At 40.3% G+C, this 12,671-nt stretch carries 10 protein-coding genes and 1 tRNA gene; 8 read left to right on the top strand and 3 right to left on the bottom strand.

What is annotated here, in order from left to right:
- Nucleotides 1-4: 4 nt before the first annotated feature.
- The 3 genes from HOP08_20735 to HOP08_20725 all read left to right on the top strand — a co-directional run bounded on the left by HOP08_20735 (nt 5) and on the right by HOP08_20725 (nt 3,887).
- Nucleotides 5-1,291: a hypothetical protein gene (locus HOP08_20735; GenBank protein ID NOT77354.1), complete on the top strand. Its 1,287-nt coding sequence runs from the start codon at nt 5-7 to the stop codon at nt 1,289-1,291.
- A 70-nt stretch (nt 1,292-1,361) separates the two neighbouring features.
- Nucleotides 1,362-2,579: a carboxypeptidase-like regulatory domain-containing protein gene (locus tag HOP08_20730; GenBank protein NOT77353.1), complete on the top strand. Its 1,218-nt coding sequence runs from the start codon at nt 1,362-1,364 to the stop codon at nt 2,577-2,579.
- 9 nt (nt 2,580-2,588) lie between these two features.
- Nucleotides 2,589-3,887, top strand: a complete 1,299-nt coding sequence (locus tag HOP08_20725; GenBank protein NOT77352.1) for a hypothetical protein — start codon at nt 2,589-2,591, stop codon at nt 3,885-3,887.
- On the opposite strand, the gene HOP08_20720 is transcribed toward HOP08_20725, so the two are convergent.
- Nucleotides 3,884-5,293 carry a M20/M25/M40 family metallo-hydrolase gene (locus HOP08_20720; protein ID NOT77351.1) on the bottom strand — a complete coding sequence of 470 codons (1,410 nt, stop codon included), beginning with the start codon at nt 5,291-5,293 and terminating at the stop codon, nt 3,884-3,886. The genes HOP08_20725 and HOP08_20720 overlap by 4 nt on opposite strands.
- Nucleotides 5,294-5,461: 168 nt before the next feature.
- On the opposite strand from HOP08_20720, the gene HOP08_20715 reads away from it, so the two are divergent.
- Nucleotides 5,462-6,586, top strand: a complete 1,125-nt coding sequence (locus HOP08_20715; GenBank protein NOT77350.1) for a sensor histidine kinase — start codon at nt 5,462-5,464, stop codon at nt 6,584-6,586.
- Between the two features lie 28 nt (nt 6,587-6,614).
- Nucleotides 6,615-7,343: a response regulator transcription factor gene (locus HOP08_20710; protein ID NOT77349.1), complete on the top strand. Its 729-nt coding sequence runs from the start codon at nt 6,615-6,617 to the stop codon at nt 7,341-7,343.
- Between the two features lie 16 nt (nt 7,344-7,359).
- Here the strand turns inward: HOP08_20710 and HOP08_20705 are convergent, their stop codons facing one another.
- A complete protein-coding gene (locus HOP08_20705) occupies nt 7,360-8,607 on the bottom strand; it encodes a competence/damage-inducible protein A (protein ID NOT77348.1) in 1,248 nt (415 codons plus the stop codon).
- A 129-nt stretch (nt 8,608-8,736) separates the two neighbouring features.
- Between HOP08_20705 and HOP08_20700 the strand changes: the two genes are divergently transcribed.
- The 3 genes from HOP08_20700 to paaN all read left to right on the top strand — a co-directional run bounded on the left by HOP08_20700 (nt 8,737) and on the right by paaN (nt 12,515).
- Entirely contained in the window at nt 8,737-10,011 is a 1,275-nt protein-coding gene (locus HOP08_20700) for a lactate 2-monooxygenase (GenBank protein ID NOT77347.1), read from the top strand.
- Nucleotides 10,012-10,097: 86 nt separating this feature from the next.
- Nucleotides 10,098-10,820, top strand: a complete 723-nt coding sequence (locus HOP08_20695) for a DUF4197 domain-containing protein (GenBank protein ID NOT77346.1) — start codon at nt 10,098-10,100, stop codon at nt 10,818-10,820.
- 24 nt (nt 10,821-10,844) lie between these two features.
- Complete coding sequence (gene paaN, locus HOP08_20690) at nt 10,845-12,515, top strand: phenylacetic acid degradation protein PaaN (protein ID NOT77345.1); 1,671 nt, start codon at nt 10,845-10,847, stop codon at nt 12,513-12,515.
- A gap of 47 nt (nt 12,516-12,562) precedes the next feature.
- On the opposite strand, the gene HOP08_20685 is transcribed toward paaN, so the two are convergent.
- Nucleotides 12,563-12,636 (bottom strand) — tRNA-Ala (locus HOP08_20685).
- Between the last annotated feature and the right edge of the window lie 35 nt (nt 12,637-12,671).

Here is a 12,671-nt window from a genome sequence, read left to right as displayed (position 1 = left end):
AAATATGAGAAAGCCCGTTCTGATTGTTGTTTTGGTTTTAATTGCGTTCGCTCTAAGTTCCCAAAACTCTATGAATCTCAGAGGAAGGGTAGTGGATGAAGAAACCGGCACCCCGCTGGGTTATTCATCGGTTGGAATTGGTGGACAGCCCGTTGGAACAGTTACTAATGAGGATGGATTTTTTGATTTTTATTTTTCAAATGAATACAGTCATGATAGTCTCTATGTATCTGTTCTAGGTTATAGAAGATTCACGATTCAGATTGCTGAAATTTCAGAGCCTAAGAATATATTAATCAAATTAAAAATCAGGCCTTATGTTCTTGATGAAGTCGTCATTACCAGTTCAAAGCTTGTAGGCAGGGATATTTTGATGAAGGCATTTGAGAAAGTGGAAAGCAATTATCCTACAAAGCCTTATCTGATGAAAGCTTTCTTCAGAGAAATTTATGATGAGAATGATGTAACATCTTTTGTTCTGGACGCTTCAGTAGATATTTATGATACAAGGGGATATCTCCCGGTCAAAGGGGGAAAAATGACTGAAAAGGTAGATGTAAGAAATGTGCGCGCAAGTGATGTGCATTTCAAATCAGCTATCTGGCGCAACCACTTTCTCAAAGGGAACTATAGTTATCTCGCAAACTCCATTTTCTGGCGGAGCATTAAGTACCGTGAGAGCTGGAAGAAGAAACTTGGAGCCCAGAAGTTTGAAGTAGATAGCCTGATTTATTCAGACGGAAGATTGTTCTATCGGGTAAGTTCCCCGATTGTTGGGGAGACGTATGACGGAATGGATACGTTTTTCATTGATGCAGAGACTTTTGCAATCAAGCGGCATGAGTATGTTGATTATGGAAGAGATGGAGGAATTCATAATGAGTGGAAATTTGTAGATGATCCATCCTATCTCTATAGGAATATGCACCGCCGTGTTGTCCAGGAATTTGAAAACTATGGAGGCAAATTATATCCAAAATACGTTGGGGCAGAGTTTATTGCCATCGTTCATAATTTGAAAACCGGAAAGGATGAGGCAACAATAAAAACGGGTGCGTTATTGGTGGTGTCTGAGGTCATTGATTCTGATAAAGCTCTGCCAGGAGCATCAGTAATAAGTTACAATGAAAGCCTCATCGTAAATGTCAAAAATTATAGTTCTGATTTCTGGAAGGATTATGGAGATGTTAAGCTTTTTCCATTAACGAAAAAGCAAAAAGATGATCTGGAGAATGAGTCACCGCTTGAAAGCCAATTTCAAAAGTCACAACAATTTAAACGAGCTAAATAAGGATCTCATAATGAAAATGGTTTTCAGAAAATCTCTATTTACAGTGACTTTGATTTTCGTGACATGCTTCATGATTAGTGCCCAATCATTTTCTCTCTTTCATGGAAAAATTATTGATGAGGAAACCAGCTCTCCTTTGATCTATGCTACAATCTCATTGCGGGGCACCAGCATTGGAACGATCACTAATAATGATGGTGATTTTGAATTCTACATCCCTTCCGGCCACGAGAAGGATACGCTGCTTGTTTCTATGTTGAGCTATTCAACTTATAAAACAGCAATTAGTCAACTCAGCCCTGATAAGAATCATGTGATCAGGCTTAAAATGATTTCTATAATTCTGAATGAGGTGACAATTAATGCAGAAAAAATTTCACCGAATGAGATCTTTAAAAAAGCGTATCAAAATTTGGAAGAGACTTTTCCTCAGGAGCCTTTTATACTGCGGGGATTTTATCGTCAGCTAAATACCGAAAATGATAAGAATGTGCTTTTGGTAGAAGCTGCTGTAAATATTTCTGATAAGAAGACCAGGCTGAATAACAATTTCAGATTGCAAGAAAAAGTGACGGTGAGTCAAGTCCGGTCGAGTAAGAGCTTTTTTAAAAATACGGATGAGAATTATTTTGAGAAATCAAATACGCTTAACTGGCTTCTGGTTTTCAATTATGCGAAGTATAGAAATCATTTTGTTATGGATCGAAAGAGTTTTGTTCTCGATAGTATCGTCACGTATAATGAACGGTCATATTTTGTCATTAGCAGCACTGCGCAAGGATTAACTGGTAAGAACATTTTCACCTTGTATATTGATTCTGAGGACTTTTCATTTTTGAAGATAAAAAATGAATCGGTCGCTCATAAGGGCAGTTATCTTCAAAACTTCGATGTTTGGGTGAATAAGGAAAACACAAAAGTTCTCAAGCTTACTGCGAGCAGTCAAATCTATCAATTTAAGCAATACATGGGTAAAATGTATATGGAACACGCACGTTCCTATAGTAAAGGGGTAATTATTAATACAAAAACTGATGAAACAGAGTGGAATGTAACAGACGAAAATATGTTGGTAATCAATGAAGTTGTCGTGGATAACTCCAGGGCAGCCGAAGGTGTGGTAATGGATAATCACAAAAACATCAAGTTCCTTTCTAAGGATTATGATGCAAAGTTCTGGAGCGATTATAAGCTTGTTAATCTGACTCCCCTGACGAAGAAACAGTTATCCGATCTTGAGCAGGATTCCCCTTTAATTGAACAATTCAAGAAGCAAACTAGAAAATAAATGAAAAGCTTGGAGCGAATCTTGGTATCTAACATATTAAAAATTGTTTCAATTGTCCTTTGCTTCCTGTTTTTTGGAAATACTTTAAAGGGACAAGATCTCATTAATATTTCTTCACGCGTCATTGATAAGAAGACGAGGTCACCTCTGGCATTTGCAAATATTGGCATCAAAGGTGAATCAATTGGAACAGTATCCAATGAGATAGGGGAGTTTGACTTTTTTCTTTCATCTCAATTTCTGAATGATTCGCTCGTTATTTCTTTTCTGGGATATAAGACCTTTAAGGAGAAGATATCAAACCTGAAAGCGTCTAAAGAAATAGGTCTTGAGGAATTGCCAACACTACTGGAGGAAATAACAGTCTCCGCCAATAGTGCAGAGAAAATTATCAAGGATGCTCAGAAAGCTATTACTGACAATTATCCGATTGCCCCCTATTTAATGGAAGGTTTTCACAGAAGCTGGGAGAAGCTTGATTCTGCTGACGTGAAATCTTATCCGGGTACACTCATCGAAGCGGCGGTAATGATCTATGATCCTGGCTATGATTCAAAAAAAACTAAGGAAAAAATCTATATCAATGAAGTTCGTAAAAGTAATTTGAATGCGGGATGGAATTATTCAAACGGAAACTGGCTTTCCAATCTGCTGGAAAGAAATCTTATTAAGTATCCCAGAAATGCAGGCTGGTTGTTTATTAAAAACTTCTTTGACTTCTCTGCTGACATGAAATATTCCTGGGATGGAACGATTCAATTCAACGGTGAGAATCTCTCTGTTATCAAAGTAGAAGTTAAGAACTCAAAAAATTTCCCTGCGGTATACAAAATTTATGTCAGTGAGACAGACCACGCTATTCTTCGATTTGAACTATCGGGTGCCAAAAATGAGATTGAGTATTCTATGGGGGAGTGGCATACGGAAATGATGGATGTTACTTATATTTTTCGAAGATATGAAAACAGAGTATTCTTGCAGTATGCCCGCAATCAGTATAAGATCAGGAAACTTGATGTGAAGAATAGGAAAGTACTCAGGACGGAGGATTATTTCAGAGAAGTACTGGTCAATGATATCAAATTAGATAGTGTAAAAGAAATATACAAATTACTTGATGATGATAATATGGCCCGTTCCCTTGCTCTCAGTAAGAAGCCATACGATGAGCAGTTTTGGAAAAACTACAATGTCATTAAGGCCAATCCATTGAATAAAGAAGTAATTCTCTGGCTGGAACAAAAGGAAAAACTTAACGATCAGTTTAAGAAAGAAGCAATTGATCCAAAAAAGAAAAAAGCAAACTAATCGTTTCTTTTCACGGTTAATTTCTGTGTCATTTCCTTCACAACCTTATACAGGAATTCCTGGCCATCATAAAAGGATTTAATCCTGATCCGCTCATCCTTTCCATGAGCCCGGATATCATTTGCATCAAAGAAGATCCCGGAAACGCCATACGTTGGAATACCATTGTTGCGCAGATATGCACCATCGGTGGCGCCTGTTGACATGATTGGAATAACCGGTATGCCTGGCCACATTTGTTGAGTAATCCGCTCTATCGGACCAAATACTTCTGTGCTCATTGGTGAAGCTGGACTTGGTTTCGCTGGTTTAATTGCGGTTACCGATATGCCCTCATCTGCAAAAACACCAACTAACATTTCCTTAATTTTTGCGGGGTCTTCTCCGGGAAGAATACGGCAGTTGATTGTTGCCGTAGCAGTTTGAGGTAATGCGTTTTCAGCGTGACCACCGCTGATCATTGTTGCCACACAAGTCGTACGCATCGTTGCATTGTAATTTGGAAACACTGAAAGACGGGCGATAGCATCAGCACTGGGCATTGGTTTAACAATCTCTTTCATGTCTTCTGCCAACTGACCGGTTTCATTTCTGGAGCTACGATCAAAGAAAACCCGTGTGCCTTCATTAAGATTAACCGGAAACTCAAATTTTGATAAATTATCCAATCCTTTAACCAAGCGATAGATCGCGTTGTCTTTGCGTGGCATCGAACTATGTCCCCCACGATTTTTCACTTCAATCTTAAAGCTTTGAAATACTTTTTCACTAAGCTGAACACCATTGAATATTTTTTTTCCTTCTACTTCCCGTCCACCTGCACCTTCATTTAATGCCATCTCAGCATTGATCAATTCCTTATGATTTTTCAAAAGCCAGTCAACCCCATTAAAATCTCCACCTTCTTCATCGGCCGTTAATGCAAGAATGATATCACGATCAGGGGTAAATTTTTCCTGCTTGAAGCGAATCATATTGGCAACAAAAATTGCAGCCATGGCTTTGTCGTCACTAGCCCCGCGGGCATAATAAAATCCATCAATCTCTTCAAACTTGAATGGATCGGTGGTCCAATCTTCTCTCAATGCTTCCACAACGTCAAGGTGAGCAAGAAGTAGTAGAGGTTTTCTCTTCCCGGTTCCACGCAAAGTTGCTACCAGATTTCCTTTTCGGGGATCAGGCCCACCGACAAAAATATCTTTGTCAGTAAATCCAGCTGCACGCAATCTTGCGGCCATCGCTTCCGCTGCCTGGGTAGTGTTTCCGGAAGAGTTGGTGGTGTTAATCTCGATCAGCTCTTTGAAGATATCATGTGTCAATTGTTGATTTGGCTGCGCAAAACCTGAGTTGACAAGGGACAGACCGAAAAATAAACTCAGTACTGGAAAGATCTTCTTTGAATTCATAGCTGTTTGGATGGGTTCAACGATTTACACAAAATCTCACTATAAAACCATTCCTTCTTCCCTTGTCCCAATAACACTTTTCAATTTTCCTCCCTCCATTCTTCTCCAATTTCCCCAACTTTATCTACATTCTCATGCCTTGCCTTTTTTAAACCCTAGTTTTACATCATGAAGCCCTCATTTCAGTCCATTTTCAAAAGCAGCATCCTCTTTCATGTGGCTGGGTGGATTATATTTTTCATAGCCCCGCTATTGCTCTCACCACCCAATGAGTTTGAATCGATACTCACAGATACTGGAACACTTGAATCAATGTTGATCAGGAATCTTGTATTAATGGGGTTATTTTACTTCAATCTTTTATTCCTTGCGCCTGTCGTTCTGAAAAATAACAGCATCGGAGTTTTTCTTTTTATTCTGATTGCCTTCATAATCGGAGTAAGTCTGTTGAATCTAAAAATTCATCATTTCTTTTCTGAAGATTTTGGCGACCCATTTAGACAAGGACCTCCGCCTGAACCACCCAACGGTGATTTTGGTCCTGGAGGTGATCCAAATATGAGTTCGGGTCGTCGATTCAGGCCTATGATGTTTCCGGGACCGCTCTTCTCTAGTTTTCTTATTACCATCATCATCGTCAGCATCAGCACAAGTCTGGTATTATGGAAAGATTGGGTAAAAGCAAAAGCAACTGAGCAAGAGCGTGCATTTCAAAAATTAGCTTCGGAACTTGCTGTTCTCAAATTGCAAATCAGTCCTCATTTCTTATTTAATACTTTGAATAATATACGATGGTTGGTTCGATCTAAGTCGGATCAGGCTGAGGAGGCGGTCATCAAACTTTCACAATTGTTGCGATATATTTTATATCAGACGGATCTTGAAAAGGTTGCGTTAGAAAAGGAAATCCAGAACCTCAAGGATTATATAAGTCTGCAACAAATGAGATTGACTGAACATCAGAGTATACAATATTTTTTTCAGGAAGATTCTGGAAACAAGAGCATCGTCCCTTTATTATTTATTCCTTTAGTAGAAAATGTTTTTAAGTACGGAGATTTTGCTGGTTCCTTTCAAAATAAAATTGAATTAACTGTTAGCAAAGACTTGCTGACATTCCAAACAGAAAACCTTATACTTAAAACACTTCCGGTTGTCAATAAGCAAGAATCCGGAATCGGTCTGACAAATGTGAAAAAAAGACTGATGCTGCACTATCAGGATAAGCACAGCCTAGTCTCCTCAGAAGCGAATGGGATTTTCAGACTTAAGCTTGAAATAATTCTGACCTAATGATCAAAATATTAGTATGAAAAATGATATGCCATCTTCAACGAATCATGTTTTAAACTGCATAGCAGTAGACGATGAGCCTTTTGCTTTGAAATTGATAATGGATGACATTCAGAAGATTTCATTCTTAAAACTAATCGGCTCTTATTCGTCGCCAGCAGAAGCTGAGAAGGCTCTTCAGGAAAATTCAATCGATCTTATATTTCTGGATATTCAAATGCCTGGAGTGACCGGAACTCAATTCCTTCGTTCTCTTGCTAATCCTCCCATGGTAATCTTCACAACTGCCTATGAGGAATATGCACTCGAGGGGTTTGAGCTTGATGTGATCGATTATCTTGTGAAGCCAATTCCGTTCGAAAGGTTTTCAAAAGCAGCAAATAGAGCTCTTGATCAATTTAAATTGATAAAAGAAGCAACACCGCCATCTCCTGAGGAACTTTTTTTCTTTGTCAGGGCTGAATACAAAGAGATAAAGATCATGTTTGATGATATCTTATATGTAGAAGGTCTTAAGGATTATGTGAAGATATTCCTGACTTCGCAAACGAGACCTATAATGACACGGATGAATCTTAAGGCAATCGAAACCAAATTGCCCCCGAAGCTCTTTTGCCGGATTCACAATTCCTTCATTATTCCGTATTCAAAGATCAAATCTTTTCAGCGCTCACAGGTATTTATTGGAACAACTCCTATCCCTGTTGGAGATAAGTATGCTGCCGACTTCAGAAAAAAGTATGGTCATGCAGAGTAAGAATGTTGAGCAGAGATTATTTTGGCAAACTCAGTCGGATCAGATTTAAAACTGCAGCAGATGCTAGTCGTATATTGATCGCTCGATCCTTGCTGAGTTGTAATTTCTTCGTTACAGTGTGATGTTTGTCAGAATATGCAATCCAGACAGTACCAACGGGCTTATCAGGTGTTGCGCCTCCGGGTCCCGCAATTCCGCTGGTGGCAACTCCAATGTCTGTGTTGAACTTTGCCCGGACAATGTTTGCCATCTCAATGATTGTCGGTTCACTTACAGCTCCATATTTTTCTAATGTTTCAGGCTTGACTCCCAGCTGTCTCATTTTAATCTGATAGTCGTAGGGAATCATACTTCCTAGAAAATAATCTGAGCATCCCGGAACGCTGGTGATTAAATGAGAAACATAACCACCTGTACAGCTTTCTGCTACCGACAGTGTCAGTTTTTTATTTCTCAACGTATTTCCGATGACTACTTCCAATGGATCTTCTCCATATCCAAAGATGTACTCTCCGGCAAGAGGATTTATTTTCTCAACGAATGAATCAATTTCTGATTTCAGTTTTGCGGAATCGTCGCCAAATCCAGTAAGTCTCAGTTTTACTTCTCCCAGACTAGGCAAGTAAGCGAGCTTAATATGTTCCGGTAAGGATTTTTCCCAGGAAGAGATCTTATCAGCAAGAAAGGATTCACCGATGCCTACCGTTCTCAAAACTTTATGAATGATCGTGGGCATTTTATAAGTCTCCAGTAATTTCGGAATAACACGCTCAGTCATCATACGCTTCATTTCGTGCGGAACACCAGGCATTGACATAAATACTTTTCCGTTTCTTTCAAACCACATCCCAGGTGCAGTGCCTATCGGGTTCGTAATCTTTGTACAGCAAACAGGAAGTGCAGCTTGCTGACGATTGATCTCTGTTATTTCGCGTCCGCGACTTGTGAAGAATTCTGTCACCTCAGCCAGCGCTTCTTCATGCATCTTGATTTCGCAATTGAAATATTTTGCAAGGCAGGGCTTTGTAATATCATCGCTGGTGGGTCCCAGTCCTCCGGTAATTAGTACAACGTCAGCACGTTTTTCTGCTTCCGCAAAAGCGGTAAGAATCTCATCTTCACGATCTCCAATGGAAGTTTTGCGGATAATCTTAATGCCTATCTTATCGAGCTCCACGCTCATCCATTGGGAGTTGGTATCTACAATCTGACCATAAAGGATTTCATCGCCAATGGTGAGTAGTTCTGCCAGAATTGTTTTCATTCAAAAATAATTAAGGGCCAAATATAGCGGACAATAAACAGTAGACAACGCCTGTTTCATGGTATAAATCCGGAATAACAAACAGATGCAAATTGCAAAAGGGGAATAGGAGTTATTAACTTAGTGTTTATGAGTAAATCAACATTTTCGGGAGCTGACAGACAGCGTGAGATCTATTTAAAGGGCTTTGCAGGAATTCGTTCACAGGTTCCGATCGATTGGTTTAAGCTTGAGGAAAAAGCAAAGAAAATGATGAGTGAGGAGGCCTTCGCTTACATCGCCGGAGGTGCCGGACTTGAAAGTACAGTGTTGTCTAACCGAAGTTCTTTTGAAAAGTACAGGATCGTTCCGCGAATGTTAAAAAATGTTAGTGAACGTGACACTACCATTGAATTGTTTGGACATAAACTTTCATCGCCGCTGATGCTCTCGCCGGTGGGAGTTCTTGAGATGGTAAATGAACACGCAGATGTAGGAGTGGGAAGAGCTGCTGCTGCCGAAAACGTTCCTTATATATTAAGTAATCAGGCGAGCAGGCCAATGGAAGAGGTGGCTGCAGCGATGGGAAACGGTCATCGATGGTTTCAATTGTATTGGAGCAAATCAAATGATCTGGTTGCAAGTCTTGTTGAAAGAGCAGAGAAGTGCGGCTGCTCTGCTATCGCAGTTACTTTGGATACAACATTGTTAGGTTGGAGAACGCGTGACCTGGATCTTGCATATCTCCCTTTTCTTGAAGGGAAGGGCATAGCTCAGTATACTTCTGATCCTGTTTTTCAAAGATTAATGGATGAGCCAGACACGGCCTCAGCGCCATCGCAAAAGGTTACACTTGATTCTATATCAGGACTTATTAAAATGGTGAACAATTATCCAGGAAACGGATTTATAAAAAAACTAAAGTCCGGCAGACCTGTAAAGGCAGTTCGGAAATTCACAGCACTTTATTCCAATCCAGCACTCACATGGAGTGACCTTGCATTTTTGCGAAAGCATACAAAGCTTCCAATCTTATTGAAAGGTATTCTTCATCCTGATGATGCCCGTATGGCAATTGATCATGGTGTTGATGGAATGATCGTTTCAAATCATGGCGGTCGTCAGGTAGATGGCTCGATCAGTACATTCGAAGCATTACCAAATATTGTTGACGTGGTAAAAGGCAGAGTGCCGATCCTGATGGATAGTGGAATCCGTGGAGGGGCGGATATTTTCAAAGCAATTGCACTTGGAGCGACCGCTGTATGCATTGGCAGACCTTATGTATATGGACTTACTATTGGTGGTGAAGAGGGCGTTCGGGATGTTATTCGAAACCTGCTTGCCGATTTTAATCTTACCATGGGTCTTGCGGGCTGCAAAAGTATTTCTGAGATCAATCAGGAAACACTTGTTCGTTCATAGTCGCAGAGTTTTCTAACTTGCGTCTGCTGGAATTCATTCAGCAGATTTGAATTTTATTCAGTTTTAAATCAGATAATTATTAAAGTATGAAGAAAATATTTTTTGCAGGATTGGTGGCAATGTCGGCGTGTGCCTCTGCGCAAATTGATTTGAACAAGGCACTTTCTGATGTAAAGAAAGTTGTAAGTACTACCGGCACTCCGACCTCCGGAGAAGTTGCAGAAGGGCTGAAGGAAGCTCTTGTGAAGGGTATAACGAAGGGATCAGACCTTGTTTCAGTTACCGATGGGTATTTCAAGAACCCTGAGATAAAAATTCCGTTTCCACCGGATGTAAAGAAAGTTGAGGATCGTCTCCGCCAGATTGGGTTAGGAAAAGATGTAGATCGTTTTATTCTCACGTTAAATCGGGGAGCAGAAGATGCAGCAAAAGAAGCTAAGCCAATTTTTATTAATGCAATCAAGCAAATGACGATCGATGATGCCTGGGCTATCCTCAAAGGACAGCCTGATGCAGCAACTCAATTTTTAAAGAGAACAACCTCTGCCCAATTGAAAGAAAAATTTAAGCCAATCATTCAAAACTCACTAAATAAAGTAAGCGCTACGAAGTACTATGGTGATATTGTAACCCGATACAATAAAATCCCATTTGTTGATAAGGTAAATCCTGACCTGAATGAATATGCTACTGACAGAGCGTTGACGGGTCTTTTCACCATGATCGCAGCACAGGAAAAAAGTATCCGTGAAAATCCTTTGGAAAGAACCACTGAGTTGTTAAAAAAAGTATTTGGAGCACAGAAATAAATTGTAACGAACATAATCTAATCTATGACACTATTTGAAAAACACGAGGCCGTTTTAAAGAGAGCCATCGATGCAATCCACGCCCGTACATTCTATGCGGCCTACGCTGAGCAGCCGCACCCTGCTGTCTATGGTGATACAGCTGACACAGATGGTCAGACAAAATTTAAAAATTCCTTAGGTAAGAAATTTGAAGAACTGAACCAACCTTCACCATCAGGTTGGGAAGGTCAGGAAGAATCTCCATACCTGCAGGAAGCATTGAAGATCTCTTATCCTGTTTTCTCAGCAGATGTTTTGATTGAACGTGCGAACAATGCATTCCATGCCTGGAGAAAAGTTGGCATTAACGACCGTGCAGGAATTCTTATTGAATCACTGGATAATGTGAAAGCAAGATTCTTTGAAATTGCTTACGCAACAATGCATACCACAGGTCAGGGTTATATGATGGCGTTCCAGGCATCAGGTCCTCATGCGGCCGACCGGGCATTGGAAGCAATTGCTTCTGGCTATGAAGAGTTAAGCAGATTTCCAGCTTCTGCTGTATGGGATAAGCCCATGGGAAAATTTAATCTGCAATTGAAGAAGGAGTGGAGACCTGTTCCGAAAGGAGTTTCAGTTGTGATTGGCTGTTCAACTTTTCCAACCTGGAATTCCGTTACCGGAATCTATGGAAGTCTGATGACGGGAAATCCTGTTATCGTTAAACCTCATCCAGGAGCGATCCTGCCGATAGCGATTATCGTGGCAGAAATTCAAAAAGTTCTTGTGGCTAACAATCTTGATCCAGCAATTTGTCAATTGGGTGTTGACACGTATGATAAGATGATTTCAAAAGATCTGGCAGAGAACAAAAGTGTAAAGCTTGTGGACTTTACCGGCAATTCGGTTTTTGGATCCTACCTCGAGGCATTACCTGGAAAGATTGTATTTACTGAGAAGACAGGCGTTAATTCAGTGATCCTGGATTCAGTAGAAGACGTTGATAAAGTTGCTGCTAATCTTGCGTTTTCGGTCAACCTTTACAGCGGACAAATGTGCACAGCACCTCAGAATTTTTATATCCCTGAGGATGGAATTGGTTCTCCTTCCGGTAAAATCTCATTTGATCAGTTTGCTCAAAAGTTTATTGATAACCTGAATGGACTGATAGATAATCCAAAGGCAGGTCCTTTTGTTTTAGGCGCAGTTCAGAACAAGAAGACCAGTGAGCGGGTGCTTGAATCAGAAAAGATTCAGGGAAAAGTCTGGTTAAAATCGCGTCAGTTTGAAAATCCTATGTTTAAAAGAGCCAGAGTGGCAACTCCAGTAGTGATAGAAGTGAATGCGTCTCAAAAGGATGTGTTCAGTAAGGAACTTTTTGGTCCTATCGCTTTGCTGATCAAAACAAAAAACACCGATCAATCGATCGCACTTGCAAAAGAGATGGCGTTGCAACACGGAGCTATTTCCTGCGGGGCCTACACAACAGATGATGTGGTGAAAGAGAAGATTGCTGATGAAATGTCGTTGGCTGCCACACCAGTTTCATTCAATCTTACCGGAGGCATTTACATGAATCAGAATGCAGCGTTCTCAGATTATCATGTTACAGGTGGAAATCCTTCTGGCAATGCATCTTTTACAAATCCGGAATATGTAACGAAGCGATTCACATGGGTTGGATTGCGAGAACCGATGAAAGTTGGTTGATGGTCTTGTTTATAAAAAAACCTCAGCATTCCGCTGAGGTTTTTTTGTGGAGAATAACGGATTCGAACCGATGACCTCTTCCATGCCATGGAAGCGCTCTAGCCAGCTGAGCTAATCCCCCGACTTAGTGCGCTTCAAAGATATTTAAATAAAGAT

Source organism: Cyclobacteriaceae bacterium (assembly GCA_013141055.1).
Taxonomy (GTDB): domain Bacteria; phylum Bacteroidota; class Bacteroidia; order Cytophagales; family Cyclobacteriaceae; genus ELB16-189.
The sequence above is the reverse complement of the archived record's forward strand: the minus strand, read 5'-3'. Positions and strand labels throughout refer to the sequence as shown.